The sequence below is a fragment of the Gottschalkiaceae bacterium SANA genome (genome assembly GCA_036323355.1).
Lineage (GTDB): Bacteria > Bacillota > Clostridia > Tissierellales > GPF-1 > GPF-1.
Map to the genome: position 1 here is coordinate 589,927 of AP028876.1, position 18,086 is coordinate 608,012.

Consider the following 18,086-nt stretch of genomic DNA (forward strand, 5'->3'; position numbering starts at 1 on the left):
TTTCACGATCGTCAGATTCTGTAGGATGATTTGCAGGGATAAAACATGGGTGATCATATGAAGTTTGAACAAGTTGGCAATGGAAAACCTCCCGATCGGGAGGCTTTTTTATGCCAATTGGGTTTCAAATTGACTGCTATACAATTGGTAGTAAAATCCTTTGGATGCTAAAAGACTATGATGGTTGCCCCGTTCGATAATTCTTCCTTCTTGAATGACAAGGATTTGATCTGCGTTTCGGATGGTAGATAATCGATGGGCGATGACAAAACTGGTTCGGCCTTCCATTAGGGTCTTCATGCCCTTTTGGATCTGGAACTCGGTTCGCGTATCCACGCTGGATGTTGCCTCATCTAGAATGAGGATATCTGGATTGGAAAGAATCGCACGAGCAATGGAAATCAATTGCTTTTGTCCCTGACTGAGGTTGCCGCCCTCTTCTGTTAAATTGGAATGGTAGCCTTTGGGCAATCGATGGATAAAGCTATGGGCGTTGGCCAGTTTTGCCGCCTGGATAATTTCTTCTTCTGTGGCGTCTAATCGACCGTATTGAATGTTTTCATAAATGGTTCCTGAGAAGAGATAAGGGTCCTGCAGAACAATGCCCAAGCGCTGTCTTAGCTCTTCTTTTTTTAGGGTATGAATCGGATTTTCATCGATTAGGATTTCACCGGATTGGATGTCATAGAATCGAGTCAGCAGATTGATTATGGTGGTTTTCCCCGCACCGGTTGGACCAACGAGGGCAATCACCTGGCCGGGTTCTACTGCGAAGCTAACGGATTGGAGAACCGGTTTGTCTGCAACATAGTGAAAATCGACATCTTTAAAAGCGACAGCACCCGATAGGGTTTTCACACCGATGGCAGAGGCGTGTTCTTCAATTTCCGGCTTCTCGTCCAAGACTTCAAAGACGCGTTCTGCACCGGCAATGGCTGCTTGAACGGTGTTGTATAACTGGGCAACTTGGTTGAGGGGTCTGCCGAATTGTCTGGAATAGTTCATAAAGCTGGCAATTAAGCCAAGGCTTGCCTGTCCCTGTATCACGAGGAGGCCGCCGACACCGACCACGAAGGCATAGGTGAGGTTGTTTGTCATGCCCATAAGAGGACCCATCATGCCACCGAAGAATTGCGCACGAATGGATGCGCTACGCAGAGCATCGTTTTCGACATCGAATTTTTCGATAATGGCATTTTCTTGTCCGTAGGCTTTTACTACCTTTTGGCCGCTGATATACTCCTCGATAATCGTATTGACATTGCCCAGGGAAGCCTGCTGTTGTTTAAAGGCTTTTCTGGTTCGCTTGATGACGCGGTTTACAATCAAAAAGATCAAAGGCACAGTCGCAATGGTAACCAAGGCGAGGATCCAATTTAGGCGGAACATAACAATCGTTACGCCTAGGATGGTAATGACACTGGAGATCAATTGTGTAATAGATTGGGTCAGGGTATTGCTGACATTGTCGATATCATTGGTCATGCGACTCATCAAGTCCCCATGGGGATGGGTGTCAAAATAGCGCAGGGACAAGCTTTGTACATGTTCAAATAAATCTTGTCGAAGGCGCAAGACGGTATCTTGTGCGATATTTGCCATCAAATAAGTCTGTGCCCAGGTGAAGAGGGCGCTAATGACGTAAACAAGGATCATCAAACCTGCAAACTTGGCTAGTTGAGCCAAGGGTGATGCATCAAAGAGGGCATCGATGGCTCGCCCCATCAGATAGGGACCAGCTAGGCTGCTGCCTACGGAGAGTAAAACCAGGAAGATGACAAACCCTAGGAGCCATTTGCTGCCTGCCAAGTATTTCCACAGTCGCTTGAGGGTCGTCTTTGAATCCTTGGGGCGAACGATGGGTTTAAGATGGTGGCCTGGCCCTCTTCCGGGACCACGAGAAGGCCTTGGTCCAGCACCTTGGTTGGCTGGCCTTGCTTTTGTTGATTTACTCATTGTCATCACCTCCCAATTGAGAATCATAGAGTTCACGGTAGACGGCACTTTTCTTCATCAGGGAATCATGGGTGCCAATGGATTCAAGGGCACCGTCATCGAGGACGAGAATCGTATCGGCAGTCATTACCGAGCTAATGCGTTGTGCGATTAGGATACTGGTACGATTTTTCATAAAGTGTTTCAAAGCAGCGCGAATTTTCACCTCGGTTTCAACGTCGACAGCAGATGTGCTATCGTCGAGGATTAAAATGGCTGGATCGGTTACAAGTGCGCGAGCAATGGCGATTCTCTGTTTCTGTCCACCTGAGAGATTGACGCCACGCTGTTCTAGGTAGGTGTCGTATCCGTCTGGCATTTTTGTAATAAAGTCATGGGCCTGGGCGATCTTGGCCGCATGAATCATTTCTTCTTCGGTGGTGTTGGGTCGACCAAAGGTTAAATTTTCACGGATTGTGCCGCTGAAAAGAACGGCTTTTTGCATGGCAAATCCAATCTGGCTTCTGAGCCATTCTTTGGAAAGTGTTTTGACATTGATACCATCGATCAAAACCTGGCCTTGGCTGGTATCGTAAAATCGTGGAATCAATTGAACCAAAGTCGATTTTCCAGATCCTGTGGATCCCAGGATCGCCAGGGTCTTTCCTGGAGAGATGGTGAGATTGATATTCTTTAAGACAGGGTCGGCGCAGTTGGCTTGATAGGCAAAGCAAACATCGCGAAATTCGACTTCCCCATAAAGGGAGGCAGGAGTAACTGGGTCGATTTGATTGAGCACGGCAGGTGTGGCGTCCAATACCTCCAGAATCCGAGAAGCAGAAGCTTCTGCTCTCGACATATTCATCATGACCATGGCTACCATCATCAAAGACATCAACAACAACATGATGTAGTTGATAAAGGACATGATCTGTCCGATCTGCATGTCTCCTGCAATGACGGAACCGCCTCCATACCAGATGGCTGCAACAATCGCTAGATTCAGAATCATTAAGATCACCGGAAAGATCATGGCAAGAATATGTGCCGCCTTAACGGAGATGTCTCTGTATTCGTGATTGACGGTATTGAAACGATTGTTTTCAAAATCTTTTCGCACAAAAGCCTTGATGACACGAATGCCCGATAAATTTTCCTGAACCACTTGGTTGACAGAATCTAGTTTTCCTTGCACCTGTTTATAGATTGGAAAGGCCTTTCTGATGACCAAGGTGAGAATGATCAATAGGAGTGGAATCATAATCCCCATAATCCAGGCCAATTGCGGACTGACGATTAGGGCCATTACAACGGATCCAATCAGCATGATCGGCGCGCGGATTAAAAGCCGCAGGGATAGAAAGCTTAAGGTTTGCACCTGGGTTACGTCATTGGTTAGGCGGGTGATTAATTGCCCGGTTTCCAGTTGGTCAAGATTGGGAAAGGACAGGGATTGAATTTTCACAAAGAGGTCTCTGCGAAGATCACGAGCCATGGACATGGAGGCTTTTGATGCATAATAGGCGCTGACAATGCCACCGAAGGCACCAATGAGAGCCATCAGAATCAAGAATCCTCCATTTTTCAGAATATAGGGCATATCTTTTTCTGCGACACCAGTATCTACCATGCGTTGCATGATGGCAGGCTGCATCAATTCAGCCAAGACAGCGAACATCACGAGAATAGGTGCAATCAAGGCCCATTTTTTGTAGGGTGACATATAGCGATAGATGCGTCTGAGCGACTTCATTCTTTTTCTCCTTTTTCCTTCTCTTGAAGATGTTGGCAAAACTTGGTAAAAACACGCTCCAAGGTTTCTTTTTCTTCTGTGGTCATCAGATTGGAAAACTCTTGGTCCATTTTATGAAAGACACGAGCAGAAGCGTCTTGCGCTTCGCGGCCGAGCTCTGTCAATTGGATTTCCAGAATTCGCTGATCCTGGGGTGATGGCGTACGAATCAGTAGTCCGTTTTTTTCCATACGCTGCAGCATACGGGTTAGGGTAGCAGGTCTGATATCCATTTTTTGTAAAAGATCTTTTTGAGTTTTACAGTTATGGGAAACAAGAAGGCGAAGAATGCGGGGTTGTCCCTTCGACAAACCATAGGGGTCTAATTGATTGCCTAAGTATCGATGAGCAAGTCGATAGGTGCGACCGAATTGCCGGAAAAAATTATGTTTCATAAGTTCTCCTTTCTGTTAGTTAGCTAACTAAATAATATCATGAGAGGGTAAGAAGTCAAGAATTAAATGTAGTCAGCTAACTATTTATGCAAAAAGTCATGGTCTTTTAGATAAAATGATGACAGTAGGCACAAGACGCTGAGCGAAAATTTTCGTATAATAGGGGTAGAAGAAAGGTGGGAGTAGAATGAAGAGACGAATGTTTGGCATGATGGTAGTGATTATAATGTTAATGTCCGGGTGTCAATCGGGAACAGATCTGGATGCTTATCGCGCAGCAGTGGAGAAGACGGATGCGGCGACATCAGGAAATTCGGAATTTAAACTGACGATCAACAATGAATTTAACTTGAAAGAAAGTACGCCAGAATCGCAAAAAGCAATGGCTTTGTTTGAGCGGATTGTATTTTCCACTGCGACGCGTTTCGATGAAACTCGAATTCAATCCGATCTGTATTTGAATTTTGGCGGAATTGGATTTGACGCCTCTTATTATCGCGATGGCGAGCTTGAATTTATGAAGTTGCCCTTGGTTGGAAAGTATATGAAGTTGGATGAGATAGATCCTGGCATGGCGATTGATTCTGACTTGTTGGAGAGTTTTGACCCGGTTGGAAAAGAATGGCTTCGCATGATGCGGGAAGAGAATATATTCAAAGGGAAACGTCATGTGCTTTCAACAGCAGACGGCGATGTAAAGGTCACTCGATTTTCTATTGAACTGACAGATGAACAGATTCAGCAAGGTTTGGCATTGATTGCGGATTTAATTGAAGAAAATGAGGAAGAAATACTTGCCAGTGGATTTTTTGGCGAGACTAATCAGAAGAATGGACATCAATTGATTCAGGAAGCAGCGGAGAGCGTACGATCTGTGCGGTTTGAAGACTTCGTCTATACCACGGACATTGACATCGATGGCTATGTGATACAAAGCGAGTTTTCAGGCATACTGAAAGTTGGAGACGGCGAGGATGGGATCACACGAGTCACGGTACAATCACTGAATTGGGGATTTAATCAGGAACCGGAGTTCTCGATTCCAACTCCTCAAGCGGACGAGTGGGCAGATCAAGAGGATCTTAGGACGGATTCCTTCTTTTCGATGGATATTCTGGGGAAATAAGGAGGATAAGTATGAATCTAGTGGAGATACAAGGCGTAGAAAAACACTTTGGTGAGATCCATGCGGTTGACGGGATTGACATGCATGTGAAAAAAGGAGAAATTCTAGGATTACTGGGTCCCAATGGCGCGGGAAAATCAACGACGATTTCGATGATTGCAACCTTGCTGGAACCGACAGAAGGCACCATTCTTTTTATGGGAGAATCCATTCAGGCGGATCCCAAACAAATTCAAAATGTTCTTGGCTTTGTGCCGCAAGAGATCGCCTTATATCCAACCCTAACAGGGAAAGAAAATCTTCAGTTTTGGGGTCGGGTCTATGGACTCCGCGGCAGTAAATTGAAGGAACGGATTTCGGAAATCTCCCAGGTGATTGGGTTGGATGAACGGTTGAAAGACCGCGTGGACACCTATTCTGGTGGGATGAAGCGACGCTTGAATATTGGGGTTGCGCTTCTTCACAAGCCTGCGTTTATTATTATGGATGAGCCAACAGTGGGCATTGATCCGCAATCACGCAGTTTTATTCTCGATACGGTGCGGGAATTACGGGATCAGGGAAGTACCATTTTGTATACGACACACTATATGGAAGAGGTGGAATCCCTTTGCGATCGGATTTATATTATGGATCATGGAAAGATTATTGCGGAAGGAACCAAGGAATCCCTCACAGAAATGATCGATGCCAGCGAGGTGATTCGTTTGTCTGTGGAAAAAATTGATCCCTTGTTGATAACCACCTTGCAAGAATTGAAGTTTGTGGAAAAGGCGGTTGTAGAGGAAAACTCGATTTACTTGACAGTTAAGGAAAACGGCAATCACTATCAGTCAATTATGAATGCGCTTTTGGGATCGGGTACGCAATTAAAGGGAATGGATATTCAAAAGCCGAGTTTGGAAACCGTATTTTTGCATTTAACCGGCAGAGGACTGCGTGATTAGGAGGAGAATATGATTCGAATATGGGAAATCATTAAAAAGGATTTCAAAATTATTGTCTCGGATCGAAAGGCCTTGTTTATCATCTTGGCAATGCCCCTCTTGTTGACAGGAATTTTGAGCATGGCTTTAGGTGGTTCTTTTCAAGAGTCGGGAAAACGAAAGGCGATTCCGATTGCCCTTGTGGTAGAAGGCGATGTTCAACTGGATCAGGATCGATTTATTACCCTGCTGGATTCTGGTCCGCTGAAGACATCCATGACACAGGACTCCCGAGCAGAGCTAGAAGAAGCGATACGTGATTTTAGTCCGATTGCAATGTTTCAAGAAGATTTTTTTGGGAGTGAAGAAATTGACCAGCTTGTAGAGCTCACGGTGATGGATCGAGAGATGGCGGAAGCGGCCTTAGATGCGACAGAGGTTCATGCGGTGATCGTATTGCCCAAGTATTACACCTACGATATGTATATGAATTTTTTCACCCCTTTTCGGAATCAAATCGAAGTGGAGGTTTTGGGGCATACGGATTACCAGTATACCCTCCGGATTATAAAAGAAGTCGTGAATGGTTTTTTCCAGGTCATCAATACAGGGGTCATTGAGAAAAATGTTTTGCTTTCCGTCGGCAGTCTCGCTGGAGAATCTCAAGTGGTGTATGAAAATATGGAAGAGATCATCAAAGGATTTGTAGGGAGTATGGAGGGGGTTCAGATACAGGAACTTCAAGGAACGGAACGAGTTCATGTGGATAGCTTCACCTACTACGCGGCTGCGATGTTGGCCATGTTTGTCTTGTTTACAGCGGGTTTTGGAAGCCGTTCTCTTCTGACAGAAAAACGGGACCATACAGCCAATAGGATGCAAAGTGCTGGAGTTTCCCTTCTGGATATGATGGTTGGCAAGTGGATCATGATGGTGGGATTGACGATTTGTCAGATGCTTGTTCTTTTTGTTTTTTCGCGGTTTGTTTTTGGGGTGCGATGGACTTCGCCGACTGGATTGATGATTACCAGTCTGGTTGTCGGCATGGCGGTTGCCTCATTGGGGACCTTGATCAGTTTAATCTCCTATCGCAGCAATAATTACAAGGTTGCCAATCTTTTTGAGAGTGTGATTGTTCAGATCATGGCAATATTGGGTGGAAGCTATATTCCCTTGGAGGTATTGCCAAAAGGACTTTCCTTAGTGGCTCCCTTCACAATCAATGGATTAACCTTGCAGGCGATTATTACCCTGCAAAGGGGATTCGGTTTCTTATCTGTACTATGGATTTGGGCGGCCTTATTGGGAATTTCCATGGGTTTGCTTGTGCTTGTTTTTGCTTTGTCGCGATGGAAGGGAGGGATTCAAGATGAGAAGCATTCTATGGCTTAAGCTTCGTCTTTTGAAGCGTGACTATATGATCCTTGTGATTCTTACAGCCATGGCGTTACTCCTGACCGGGATTTTTGGTGGAAGCATGATGGGGAATTATCAGCCAAGTATTTTAGTCGTCTCGCAAGAAAGCTCTCCTGAAGCGGATCGATTTCTTGAATTGATGCAGACGTCAGAGACCTTTCGATTTGAGTGGGCAGATCAGGCGGATGCGATTATGCGAGTGGAATCCGATGAAGTCATGGCAGCGTTAATTTTACCACTTGGGTTTGGGGTGGATTTAAAATCCAGTATTGCGCCGAGTATTTCTTTATTTCAATCCAAGGATGCCCTTGAATTGATGGAGCTTAAAAATTGGGTTCGCACCATGGTATTTCGCATGCAATCCGATCAGCGGATGGTGGACTTTTCTGTGGAAAACTTTCAAGGGGACGAGTTGGGTGCCAAAGTACTGGCGGAAGCTGACACCCATTGGGCAAATAAAGTTCCTGTGGTGGTTCATACTACGACAAAGACGACTGGTTTTTTTGATTTTTATGATATTAAGATCCATTATATGGTCGGATTTTTACTCTTTTTCACCACCTTTAGTATTGTCTTTACCATGGCAGATTTACTGCAGGAAAAGAAACAATTTACTTGGAATCGGCAGATGATTTCACCGATTTCAAAGAAGAAAATCCTAGCTGGAAATATCTTTTATTCTTGGTGCTTGGGCTTTATGCAAGCATTGGTGTTGATCGGTGCAGGTGGGTTTTTATTTGATATTGATTGGAAGGCGCCTTTGGCCGTACTCTTGGTTCTGAGCATGTATATTTTAGCCATTGCTGGACTGGGGATGTTAATTACAGGATTTGTTCGAACCCTAGAGCAATTATCAGCGATTACGCCAGTGATTTTGGTTTCATTCGCCATGCTGGGTGGATGCATGTGGCCCCTGGAAAGTGTCAGTAATCCTATTTTATTATTCGCGGCGAATCTTACGCCGCACAAATGGGCCTTGCAGGCTATTGAACGCCTGGTTATGTTCGATGCTTCGATTGAAACGATCGGATTTCCCATTCTAGTTTTGGCTGTGATGAGTCTGGTGTTTTTTGTTTTGGGACTCTGGCGATTTCAAAAACATGCTGTTTCATAACCGCGCTTTTGCGCGGTTTTTGCTTTTCTACGGGTACAATATGGGTAGGAGAGATAAACATGGAAGCAGGATATTATGTGAAAGTTGGCAATCAAATTCGCTGTGAACTCTGTCCCAACCGATGTGTGATTGAAGAGGGAAAAACTGGGGTTTGTGGTGTTCGAAAACATATAAAGGGGAAACTGGTTACTGAAAGTTATGGGAAGGTTACGGCCTTGCAGGTGGATCCCATTGAAAAGAAGCCTTTGGCATATTTTCATCCCGGGGTTCAGGTGTTCTCTATCGGTAGTTATGGGTGTAATTTGAAGTGCCCATATTGTCAGAATCACCCTATCGCTCATGGAAAACCGGCATCCACCGCATACAGTCCCGATGAAGTGGTGGAAGCGGTGCAACGTAGAGAGTTAAACTTTTTAGCTTTTACATATAATGAACCCTTGGTGGGATTCGAATTTGTTTTGGATACGGCGAAATTGGCCAAAGAGGCGGGTATAACCACGATCATGGTATCGAATGGTTATGTGGAAGGAGAACCGCTAGCGGATTTGTTGCCCTACATTGATGCATGGAATATTGATCTGAAAGGATTTTATCCGCAGACCTATCAAAGATTGGGCGGGCAGGTCCAACCGGTGCTTAAAACCATTGAACAAGTAGCTGCAGTGGCGCATGTGGAGATTACAATCCTGCTTGTTCCGGGAATCAATGATGACCGGGAGGAATTAAAATCCTTGTTTGAATGGCTTGGTGCATTGGATCCGTCTATACCGCTACATTTGAATCGATATTTTCCAGCGTGGAATTATCATGAACCACCGACATCGGTGGATTGGATGAAAGCGGTCGCCCAAGATGCTAGGCATGTGTGTCATCGTGTAAATTTAGGTAATATTTGGGAGGTGAAAGTATGATTGTAGGCCTTGCATTGGTTCCTCATCCTCCGATAATTTTGAAAGAAATCGGAAAAGGTGAGGAAAGGAAAGCGAAGGAAACTTTGCGAGGAATGGAAGCGGTAAAAAAGAAAATTCGTGGAATTGAGCCTGATTTAATCATCTGCGTTTCCCCCCACGGTGCATTTTTCACGGATGGATTTTGTTTTTTGGATGAGCGCTGGGCCCATGGTGATTTTGGCTCTTTTGGCATGCCCGAACTAGGAATGAAAAAGGAAATTGCTCAGGAACTGAATCGTGAATTAGAAGAAATATTAGCGCGAAAGGGGATCCCCGCCTTGTTTTTGACCAAGGAAATAGCGAAAGACTATGGGATCAAGGCCGAGTTGGACCATGGATGCATGGTGCCGCTACAAATTATTGATGAGGGGCATAAGGCTTATCGGATTCTTCATATTACGGTTAGTGGATTGTCTAGAATGGCCCATTATCGACTGGGAATGGCATTGGCCGAGCTACTTGAGCGATCCAATCTCAAGACGGTTGTTGTGGCTAGCGGCGATCTTTCTCATGCGCTGAAGGAGAAAGGTCCCTATTCCTATCATCCATCGGGTGCTCTCTTTGATCATGAAGTAAGAACAGCGATTCGAAAAGGTGATGTGTTCTCTTTGCTAACAATTGAGGAGCAATTGGTGAAAGATGCCGCTCAATGCGGATTGCCGTCATTTTTGGTGGGGGTAGGCACCCTAGACGGTAAGCACATCCATTCAGAAGTCTTTTCCTATGAAGGTCCTTTTGGGGTTGGGTATTTAACGGCATTTTTGGAACCCGGAAATCCAATGGAATCTTGGGTTGAGACCTTGGATGCCCATTTTCTGCAACAAATGGAGAAGCAAAAAGAAAAAGAAGATCCGGTTTTGCGACTGGCGCGCTGCGCAATTGAAGAGAAGGTTCGTCACCGAAAACGAGTGTTATGGAAAACCGTAAGGGAAGAAGACCTTTTAGATTTGGAAGAAAAACAATTCGGGGCTTTTGTCTCCATCTTTGAATCTGGACAATTGCGGGGATGCATTGGAACGATTGAACCGAGCTACGCACATTTGGGTGAAGAAATTATTGAAAACGCGATTGCAGCTGCAATGCATGATCCGAGATTTCTTCCAATCGAAGCAAAAGAATTGCCCTTCTTGTCGGTTAAGGTCGATGTGGTGCAACCTCCGGAAGCGATTAAGTATCTGGCGGATTTGGATCCACAGCAATATGGTGTCATCGTGGAATGGGAGGGACGGCGTGGGGTCTTGCTCCCTCGTTTGCAAGGTGTAGACACGGCAACAGAGCAAGTTCGTATTGCCAAGCACAAGGCTGGGATTCCCTATGAGGAAAAGGTGAAGATGGCTCGTTTCGAAGTCATTCGATATGAAAACAAATAACCGGTGAAAGCCGGTTATTTGTTTCTGAGGCGAGAGATGAAAATTGATGTTTTGAAATAGTAAAATTGATAAGTTGTGAAAAACGAAAAAATTCAAGGCGAAGAAAAAGAAGCATTTAGGGTATATAAGTACTAAATAAATCCAAAGAGAAAGAAGGGATGACATGCAAGAGCGCTGGATTATGGAGTTTAATCATTTGAACACTTCACAATGGAAAGAATTATTGCACGATCCCATCACGGGTAATCGAAGCGGAGCATTTTATGTTTCGGAAGGGTTCGGCGTTTTCTCTGGGGACATGCAGGAGATGGATGAGAATGGCTATTGCTCGATTCGAAGTGAAGTATCTGGCTTGGATTTTAAAGAAGCGAAGGGATTGATCTTGGACTTGGTAGGAGACGGGCAAAGCTATTTCATTGACTTGCGCATGCTACTGCCTTTAGGGCCTTTTGGGTTTTACACAGCATTTTATACCCTGCCTGGAATTCGGCAAAAAATTTATCTGCCATTTTCTGAGTTTGAGCCGAGTTATTTGGGAGAAACCTTGGCAGCTTCGCCACCGTTGAATCCCATTCATATTTCTAGTATGGGTGTGATGGTTTTGGATGTGATGGATGGAGATTTTGAGCTGAAAATCCGTTCAATCGGTGCATATAAATAAAGACCCGTGATTTCACGGGTCTTTCTCTTTTACTTTACTTCAAAATGCATTTCATAGGTGGAAAGCTCGCTTCTTGCTGCTTCTGCAAAGATGACAGGAAGATCAAGTTCTTCTTTTGTAATTTCAACAGCGCCTTCTTCAGCATTCCAGTATAAATTATATTCAAAGGAGTCTTTTAGGAAATTTGGTGAAAAGAAAATGCGATCACTTTTTTCGGCTTCTTTTAAGCCAATGATGGGAGATCCAAATTTCACCTTCGGCTTTTGATCAATACTGATTTGTTTTTGATCGTAGGGAACTTCAACGGCATGATCAGCCATGGCAAATCTCATTTTACTTGGCATCAATTCAAGCTCGGTGGCATTGAGTGCAAGTAGCAAGGGTTGGTAAGGAATGCGAACAACCTGGCTCACTTCTTCAACCCAAGGATAGCCAAATGTATCGTTAAAACCGATTAAGGTGCCATCTACTTTGATCTTTAATCCTTCGTAGTCAGTTGATGTTTCTTGTGCTTTAAATTCTTCCATCAAATCAACGACTTCAACTTCTGCTTCGACGTCTTTGCTTCCACCACATCCTACTAAGAATGAAAGTGATAAAATCAGAACCAATCCCAAGGCAAATTTCTTCATATGATCCTCCTAAATTTTGAATTATCTGTAATAATTATTACAGTACACGATACTTAATTTTAACGATTTTGTAACAAAATAGCAAGAAAAAGAAAAATAAATTCATGGATGATTTGTTGGTATGGTATAATATTCCACAAAATAGGAGGAGACAATCGAATGAAAGTATTGGTGATCAATGGACCGAATCTCAATATGTTGGGGGTTCGGGAACCAGAAATTTATGGAAGTCGAACCTATGCTGATCTTGAGGCTAAAATTTTAGAAGACGCTCGAAAGTTGCAACTACAAGTAAAAGTAAAGCAAAGCAATTATGAAGGCGAAATTGTAACAATGATTCAAAAGGCTTATGGAAAGTACGATGGGATTGTCATCAACCCAGCAGCCTATACCCATACCAGTGTTGCCGTGCTAGATGCATTGAAGGCGGTTGGGCTGCCAGCGATAGAGGTTCATCTTTCAGATATCCAACAACGGGAGGATTTTCGCAAGCATTCAGTGACGGTGGCTGGCTGTATTGCACAGGTGGCTGGCCTTGGATTTGAAAGCTATGGAGAAGGGCTAAAACAATTGAAAGAATATTTGGAAACAATCGCCTGAATGAAGAGGAAAGCGGAATCTCCTGTGCTATAATAAAGACATAAATCCAATGTTTTTTTAGCTGAAAGGAGAATACATTTTGAAATCGATTGTGATTCAACCATCTTCCCTAAAGGGAAGTGTACTGGTCTCCGCGGAGGATGAAACAGCGCGTATTGCAGTTTGTTGCGCTGCTCTTTCGCATGGAATGAGTTATTTAAGCCACATGCCACAGACCTATGATTTTCAGCTTTTTATTGAAGCTGTCTCTCAAATGGGCATGAAGGTGATGAAAAAGAGGGATGTGGGCAATCGGGTTGACTACCTGATCAAAGGCACCAAGCATTTGCAGGGTGCGACGATTCAAAATGCCGGAAGTGAGAAGAACCTTCGCTGGTTAATTCCTTTGGCAGGCCGATGTGAAGAACCAGTTCGTCTATCCACAAAGAGTAAGATCTCTCCTGATTTTTTGGTCCCATATTTGGCGGTCTTGAATGAAAAACGAGTGATTTATCATAGTGAAAAGGGTCATTTGCCTCTCGTGGTTGATGGCACATTGCCGGCCGGAGAGTATCGAATTCCGGACGACTTTCCTCCCTTTGCCCTGGCTGGATTGATTTTGGCGCTACCCTTGATGGAGCGGGATTCTTGGATTGAGCTTCCAATTGCTTATGAGCTTGATCCTTGTCATGATCTGGTGATTGATTTGATGGCACGGTTTGAGATGGAAGTCATTGAGGAACAAAGTCGATTACGTTTGCCAGCAAGACAAAGCTATAAACCCGCTGATTTTACCATTGAAGGGAATATGCAGACCGGCAGGATCTGGCTTTTGGCAGATGCCATTGGCGGTGAGGTTGAGATTGAAGGAATCAAGCGATCTTCACTGCAGTCAGAGCAGATTTGGCGATCCTTATTTCAAGAACTCGGGTTAGAGATACATAAAGACGACTTAAAGTATCACCTAGAAGGTCATCAGTATGCTGGATTAAAGTTGATATGCGAGGAAGAAGATTTTGCGATTTTCGCAACGGCGCTATTGTTGTTTGCGGAAGGGGAAAGTTGGTTACAAATGGAAAATATTTCAAAAAGAACCCTACAAAGGCTGAATGGTTTGCAAAGCCTTGGGGCAGAGATAGAAATTCAGGATGGATCCTGGCGCGTAAAGGGAAAAGACAAATTGTTGGGTGGAGAAGTCAATGTGTCTGGCGATCCGTTCTTTGGTATGATTGTAGCCATTTTATCTACGCGATCCATACAGCCCATGATCATTCGAGGGTTTGAATGGATTCATAAACAGGAACCGAAATTTTGGAAACAATTTGCCCGTTTGGGTGGAAAGGTCAACGAGGAGGAAATGGTGTGACAGAAAAACAGACATTAGCAACGCTTCGAAAGGGAATTGATGAGATCGATTGTCAAATTGTTCAATTATTCGAGGCGCGAATGGAAATAGCGGGAAGAATTGCCGATGCAAAGAGTACCATTGGAAAACCAGTATTTGACGAAGCGAGAGAACAGGTTGTGTTGAGAAAAAATGCCGACCGCTTGCAGCATCAGGAATGGCGAGATCAACTGCAATCGGTCTTGCGAGAAATGATGAAGCAAAGCCGTACGATTCAAAAGAGGAGGATGTCGGAAGAATGAAATATGGATTGATCGGCAAGGGAATTTCAAAGAGCTTGTCTCCGGCAATTCATCGGCTTATTTTTCAAAAATTGGCCATGGATGAGGACTATTTTCTCTTCGATCTGGAAGAAGAGGACGTTGGGAATCATCTGGAAGACTTTCGTGCAAGGGGCAAAGGTTGCAATGTTACCATGCCCTATAAGCAAGTTGTAATGCCATTATTGGATGAAATTGATCCAGCGGCTCAGGCAATCGGCGCGGTCAACACCATTTCCAATAAGGATGGCAAGTTAAAGGGATGGAATACGGATTATTGGGGATTTGAATGGATGCTGAAACGAATTCATGGAAAGGCACAAGGGAAGAGTGTGGCTTTTTTGGGTACAGGTGGTGTCATGAAGGCGGGATTCCGTTATTTTTACGATCATGGCGCCTCAGAAATCTGGATTGTTTCTCGAAATCCTGAAAAGACCAAGGGTCAATTTGAAGGTGCAGATTGGTTTCAGGATCCAAGAATCCATTGGCTGGATTATCGTGGTCTGGATGGCATTCAAGGGGATTATTTGGTAAACTGCACCCCTTGCGGCATGGTCGCTGGATTACCAGCCTGTGCAGTACCGGAGTCTGTGGTGAAGAATTTTCACTCTATTTTAGAGGTGATTTATCACCCCTGGGAGACAGACTTGCTGAAAATGGCTCGAAAACTCAGCAAGCCCGCTGAAAATGGTTTTAGCCTTCTATTGGGACAAGCCATTGCCGCGGAGGAGATTTGGCAAAAGGAAACCATGCCGGATTTGATGTTTGCAGAAATTTATAAGGAATTGTCGAATCGGGAGGAGAACAAATGAGCAAGGTATTTATGATGGATTTACGGTCCCGGGGGACTAGCTCCAATAAGCAGGCGAAGATAAAAAAATTATTAGAGGCAGCAGGTAGCGGCCTTTTTCATAAGGATGATTTGATTGCTGTAAAAACCCATTTTGGCGAGCAGGGTAATGATGGATTTATCCGACCTATTTATTTACGTTCAGGAGTCGATTGGCTTCGTGAGGAAAAGACGAAACCATTTTTAACGGATACCAATACCCTTTACTCTGGCAAGCGAGCCCATGCGGTGGATCATGAGGAAACAGCAGCCAGCCATGGCTTTGTTCCTATTGTCATCAATGCACCGATTGTGATTGCGGACGGGCTTCGGGGTGAGAATGAGATTGAAATTTCAATCGATGGAAAACATTTTCAAACGGTTCGAATTGCTGGAGCGATTGCTCAAGCAGATGGCATGGTGGTTTTCAGTCACTTTAAAGGGCATCAGATGGCTGGATTTGGCGGTGCTATTAAAAATTTAGCGATGGGGTGTGCGACACCGGCTGGAAAGCGGGATCAACATGCAACCCGTCAAAAAGTAATCGAGAGTAAATGCGTAGCTTGTGGCACCTGTCAAACCGTCTGTCCGGTGAATGCAATTGAAATTGGAGAAACTGCCTTTATTGATTCTGCGGTCTGCATCGGTTGCGGAGAGTGCATGACAGTTTGTCCTACAGATGCAATCGGTTTGAATTGGGATACAGAAATTCCAGAATTTAACGAACGCATGGTAGAGTATGCTTATGGCGCGGTGAAGGATAAGCCGGTTGTTTATGTGAATTTTGTTTTGCAGGTTGCACCAGATTGTGATTGCGCGCCGTGGAGCGATGCGCCCATCGTTGGTGATATTGGGATCTTGGCGTCAACGGACCCTGTTGCATTGGATCGAGCTTGTTTAGATTTGGTGAATCAACAGGAAATTAATCCCGCTTCATGCTTGGCCCATGAGCATGCAGACAGTGAGTTTTTAATGGCGAATCAGCGCGATTTATTTAAAGCGGTTCATCCGAATACCCGGGGGGAAATCCAGTTGTCCTATGGGGAAACCATTGGTTTGGGGTCTCAAAAGTATGAAATCGAGGTATTGAAATGATTGCGTTTCGTATTCAAGCAATCGTTGACAATTGCACACGTCCTGCGAAAGAGCCTCTTGCAACAGAGGCGGGCCTTTCCTATTGGATCGAATATGGGGACAAAAATTTACTGTTTGATACAGGCCATAAAGAGGCGATTCAAAAAAACCTGCCTTTGTTAAATCGAAAGCTTAATCAAATTGACGGCATTATTCTCAGCCATGGGCACTATGACCATACAGGCGGTATGACCTGGGTAATGGAAGAATTGAATAAGGATATTCCCATTTATGCCAAGGCATCCGTAACGGATCCAGTCTGGTCGGAACGCATTACCGGAATGGCATACGCAGGAACGGATCCAGAAATTCTTGCGCCGATTCAGAAAAATTTGCATGCCATAGAATCTGTGGAGGAAATTATGCCGGGTTTCTTTTTGGTGCCGCGAGCAAGCCAGCGGTTCCCGCAGCCGGAGAGCAGCAAGTTTTTATTTGAAGGGGAAGAAGGGCATTTGCTTCCAGATTCCTTTAGAAATGAGTGCTTTGTTGTTGTTCAACGACCAGAAGGTATTGTGGTATTATCCGGGTGTTCCCATCAAGGCATTGCCAATATTGTAGATAAGGCGCAAACCCTTTTTCCTAATCAGCCGGTAGTCTCTGTTATTGGAGGGTTTCATCTGCAAGGAAGAAAACCAGATTTTAAAGAAAGACCGGAAACCATTGATGCTGTGGCTCGATTTCTTCAAAGGCAAGTTGTAGGAACCATTCATACCGGTCATTGCACCAGTGTTCCAGGATTTGAAAGGCTGCAAACCATCCTAGGCGATCAGGTCGATTATTTCTATGCAGGTGATGTTTTAGAACTTTAACCCCCAGTTTTCCTTTACCGGCACTCGTATTTATGAGTAGGAGGTGCTTCTGTGGATAACAAGAACCATGACCTTCTGAATAAAATTGAATGGGCAAAGAAAGACCACCAGGCATTAAATGCCCTTTTGAAGGAACAGCGCGGGATTGTTATTCGTGTTGTTGATCAATATCCCATACCAAATCGAAGAGACGAGCATATGCAGATCGGGATGATCGCCATGCAAGAAGCAATAATGAAATATGATGCAAAGCGAGGAAAATTTTCTTCTTTTGCCTCGCAAGTGGTTCGGTCGCGTTTAATTGATTACGAGAGAAAGGTATATCGACAGACACATTACGAATCTTTGGACTTGGTGACAGGGGAAGAACAAGAATTAAGTTATTCGGAAATCCAGCAGGCCATGCAAGTCTATCATAGGGATCAAGAGCGAGAATTGATTCAGTTGGAAATCAGTGCATATAGCCAAGAATTGGAGTCATGGGGATTGTCTTTTACAGAACTAGTGAGGGTTTCACCAAAACAGGACCGTCTGCGAAAACGATATTTTCGCGTCATTCACTATGTTTTGGCGTCTCGGGATCTATTGGAATGGACCAATACCCATCATAAATTGCCGATCCTTGCATTAATTGAAGGGGTTGGTGAAAAAAAGCGAAACCTGGAGCGAGGCAGGAAATATATCTTGTCGATGATCGTTTTAATGCAAGGCGAGTATCCGCGGTTGAAGTCACGTATTACGGAGGTGTAGAAG

At 44.4% G+C, this 18,086-nt stretch carries 18 protein-coding genes; 14 read left to right on the plus strand and 4 right to left on the minus strand.

All coding sequences use genetic code 11. The annotated features are described in order from the left end of the window. Positions 1–108 precede the first annotated feature (108 nt). The 3 genes from AC25CA_RS02930 to AC25CA_RS02940 are packed head-to-tail and all read right to left on the minus strand — an operon-like array spanning position 109 to position 4,122. Positions 109–1,956 (minus strand): ABC transporter ATP-binding protein, encoded by a 1,848-nt coding sequence (locus tag AC25CA_RS02930; RefSeq protein WP_486815547.1) that lies wholly within the window; start codon positions 1,954–1,956, stop codon positions 109–111. Further along, on the minus strand, positions 1,949–3,688 hold the full coding sequence (locus AC25CA_RS02935) for an ABC transporter ATP-binding protein (protein WP_486815548.1): 1,740 nt from the start codon (positions 3,686–3,688) through the stop codon (positions 1,949–1,951). Before AC25CA_RS02935 ends, AC25CA_RS02930 begins: the two co-directional genes overlap by 8 nt. Continuing rightward, positions 3,685–4,122 (minus strand): MarR family winged helix-turn-helix transcriptional regulator, encoded by a 438-nt coding sequence (locus tag AC25CA_RS02940; protein WP_486815549.1) that lies wholly within the window; start codon positions 4,120–4,122, stop codon positions 3,685–3,687. Before AC25CA_RS02940 ends, AC25CA_RS02935 begins: the two co-directional genes overlap by 4 nt. A gap of 187 nt (positions 4,123–4,309) precedes the next feature. Between AC25CA_RS02940 and AC25CA_RS02945 the strand changes: the two genes are divergently transcribed. The 7 genes from AC25CA_RS02945 (at position 4,310) to AC25CA_RS02975 (ending at position 11,685) form a co-directional block, all read left to right on the plus strand. Then, positions 4,310–5,248: a hypothetical protein gene (locus tag AC25CA_RS02945; RefSeq protein ID WP_486815550.1), complete on the plus strand. Its 939-nt coding sequence runs from the start codon at positions 4,310–4,312 to the stop codon at positions 5,246–5,248. Positions 5,249–5,259: 11 nt separating this feature from the next. Continuing rightward, positions 5,260–6,195 (plus strand): ABC transporter ATP-binding protein, encoded by a 936-nt coding sequence (locus AC25CA_RS02950; protein ID WP_486815551.1) that lies wholly within the window; start codon positions 5,260–5,262, stop codon positions 6,193–6,195. A gap of 9 nt (positions 6,196–6,204) precedes the next feature. Then, positions 6,205–7,566, plus strand: a complete 1,362-nt coding sequence (locus tag AC25CA_RS02955) for an ABC transporter permease (protein ID WP_486815552.1) — start codon at positions 6,205–6,207, stop codon at positions 7,564–7,566. Then, on the plus strand, positions 7,544–8,704 hold the full coding sequence (locus AC25CA_RS02960; protein WP_486815553.1) for an ABC transporter permease: 1,161 nt from the start codon (positions 7,544–7,546) through the stop codon (positions 8,702–8,704). The genes AC25CA_RS02955 and AC25CA_RS02960 overlap by 23 nt, the downstream gene beginning before the upstream one ends. A gap of 59 nt (positions 8,705–8,763) precedes the next feature. Continuing rightward, positions 8,764–9,615 carry an AmmeMemoRadiSam system radical SAM enzyme gene (gene amrS, locus AC25CA_RS02965; protein ID WP_486815554.1) on the plus strand — a complete coding sequence of 284 codons (852 nt, stop codon included), beginning with the start codon at positions 8,764–8,766 and terminating at the stop codon, positions 9,613–9,615. Next, positions 9,612–11,024 (plus strand): AmmeMemoRadiSam system protein A, encoded by a 1,413-nt coding sequence (gene amrA, locus AC25CA_RS02970; RefSeq protein WP_486815555.1) that lies wholly within the window; start codon positions 9,612–9,614, stop codon positions 11,022–11,024. Before amrS ends, amrA begins: the two co-directional genes overlap by 4 nt. Positions 11,025–11,187: 163 nt before the next feature. Continuing rightward, positions 11,188–11,685 carry a CIA30 family protein gene (locus AC25CA_RS02975; RefSeq protein WP_486815556.1) on the plus strand — a complete coding sequence of 166 codons (498 nt, stop codon included), beginning with the start codon at positions 11,188–11,190 and terminating at the stop codon, positions 11,683–11,685. A gap of 29 nt (positions 11,686–11,714) precedes the next feature. Here the strand turns inward: AC25CA_RS02975 and AC25CA_RS02980 are convergent, their stop codons facing one another. Beyond that, positions 11,715–12,317 (minus strand): hypothetical protein, encoded by a 603-nt coding sequence (locus AC25CA_RS02980; RefSeq protein ID WP_486815557.1) that lies wholly within the window; start codon positions 12,315–12,317, stop codon positions 11,715–11,717. Positions 12,318–12,476: 159 nt separating this feature from the next. Here AC25CA_RS02980 and aroQ point away from each other — a divergent pair, with 159 nt between their 5' ends. From aroQ to AC25CA_RS03015, 7 genes are all read left to right on the plus strand, one after another. After that, positions 12,477–12,917 (plus strand): type II 3-dehydroquinate dehydratase, encoded by a 441-nt coding sequence (gene aroQ / locus AC25CA_RS02985; protein WP_486815558.1) that lies wholly within the window; start codon positions 12,477–12,479, stop codon positions 12,915–12,917. A 79-nt stretch (positions 12,918–12,996) separates the two neighbouring features. Continuing rightward, positions 12,997–14,262 (plus strand): 3-phosphoshikimate 1-carboxyvinyltransferase, encoded by a 1,266-nt coding sequence (locus AC25CA_RS02990; RefSeq protein WP_486815559.1) that lies wholly within the window; start codon positions 12,997–12,999, stop codon positions 14,260–14,262. Continuing rightward, positions 14,259–14,543: a chorismate mutase gene (locus AC25CA_RS02995; RefSeq protein ID WP_486815560.1), complete on the plus strand. Its 285-nt coding sequence runs from the start codon at positions 14,259–14,261 to the stop codon at positions 14,541–14,543. The genes AC25CA_RS02990 and AC25CA_RS02995 overlap by 4 nt, the downstream gene beginning before the upstream one ends. Beyond that, complete coding sequence (locus tag AC25CA_RS03000) at positions 14,540–15,373, plus strand: shikimate dehydrogenase family protein (protein ID WP_486815561.1); 834 nt, start codon at positions 14,540–14,542, stop codon at positions 15,371–15,373. The genes AC25CA_RS02995 and AC25CA_RS03000 overlap by 4 nt, the downstream gene beginning before the upstream one ends. Then, positions 15,370–16,485, plus strand: a complete 1,116-nt coding sequence (locus AC25CA_RS03005; RefSeq protein ID WP_486815562.1) for a DUF362 domain-containing protein — start codon at positions 15,370–15,372, stop codon at positions 16,483–16,485. The genes AC25CA_RS03000 and AC25CA_RS03005 overlap by 4 nt, the downstream gene beginning before the upstream one ends. Further along, a complete protein-coding gene (locus AC25CA_RS03010; protein ID WP_486815563.1) occupies positions 16,482–17,333 on the plus strand; it encodes an MBL fold metallo-hydrolase in 852 nt (283 codons plus the stop codon). Before AC25CA_RS03005 ends, AC25CA_RS03010 begins: the two co-directional genes overlap by 4 nt. Before the next feature lie 51 nt (positions 17,334–17,384). Continuing rightward, positions 17,385–18,083: a sigma factor gene (locus AC25CA_RS03015; protein WP_486815564.1), complete on the plus strand. Its 699-nt coding sequence runs from the start codon at positions 17,385–17,387 to the stop codon at positions 18,081–18,083. Positions 18,084–18,086 lie beyond the last annotated feature (3 nt).

What these genes read in the sequence shown, in the direction of transcription:
- AC25CA_RS02930 (WP_486815547.1), bottom strand. Translation starts at nt 1,956, where the DNA reads ATGAGTAAATCAACAAAAGCAAGGCCAGCCAACCAAGGTGCTGGACCA.
- AC25CA_RS02935 (WP_486815548.1), bottom strand. Translation starts at nt 3,688, where the DNA reads ATGAAGTCGCTCAGACGCATCTATCGCTATATGTCACCCTACAAAAAA.
- AC25CA_RS02940 (WP_486815549.1), bottom strand. Translation starts at nt 4,122, where the DNA reads ATGAAACATAATTTTTTCCGGCAATTCGGTCGCACCTATCGACTTGCT.
- AC25CA_RS02945 (WP_486815550.1), top strand. Translation starts at nt 4,310, where the DNA reads ATGAAGAGACGAATGTTTGGCATGATGGTAGTGATTATAATGTTAATG.
- AC25CA_RS02950 (WP_486815551.1), top strand. Translation starts at nt 5,260, where the DNA reads ATGAATCTAGTGGAGATACAAGGCGTAGAAAAACACTTTGGTGAGATC.
- AC25CA_RS02955 (WP_486815552.1), top strand. Translation starts at nt 6,205, where the DNA reads ATGATTCGAATATGGGAAATCATTAAAAAGGATTTCAAAATTATTGTC.
- AC25CA_RS02960 (WP_486815553.1), top strand. Translation starts at nt 7,544, where the DNA reads ATGAGAAGCATTCTATGGCTTAAGCTTCGTCTTTTGAAGCGTGACTAT.
- amrS (WP_486815554.1), top strand. Translation starts at nt 8,764, where the DNA reads ATGGAAGCAGGATATTATGTGAAAGTTGGCAATCAAATTCGCTGTGAA.
- amrA (WP_486815555.1), top strand. Translation starts at nt 9,612, where the DNA reads ATGATTGTAGGCCTTGCATTGGTTCCTCATCCTCCGATAATTTTGAAA.
- AC25CA_RS02975 (WP_486815556.1), top strand. Translation starts at nt 11,188, where the DNA reads ATGCAAGAGCGCTGGATTATGGAGTTTAATCATTTGAACACTTCACAA.
- AC25CA_RS02980 (WP_486815557.1), bottom strand. Translation starts at nt 12,317, where the DNA reads ATGAAGAAATTTGCCTTGGGATTGGTTCTGATTTTATCACTTTCATTC.
- aroQ (WP_486815558.1), top strand. Translation starts at nt 12,477, where the DNA reads ATGAAAGTATTGGTGATCAATGGACCGAATCTCAATATGTTGGGGGTT.
- AC25CA_RS03000 (WP_486815561.1), top strand. Translation starts at nt 14,540, where the DNA reads ATGAAATATGGATTGATCGGCAAGGGAATTTCAAAGAGCTTGTCTCCG.
- AC25CA_RS03005 (WP_486815562.1), top strand. Translation starts at nt 15,370, where the DNA reads ATGAGCAAGGTATTTATGATGGATTTACGGTCCCGGGGGACTAGCTCC.
- AC25CA_RS03010 (WP_486815563.1), top strand. Translation starts at nt 16,482, where the DNA reads ATGATTGCGTTTCGTATTCAAGCAATCGTTGACAATTGCACACGTCCT.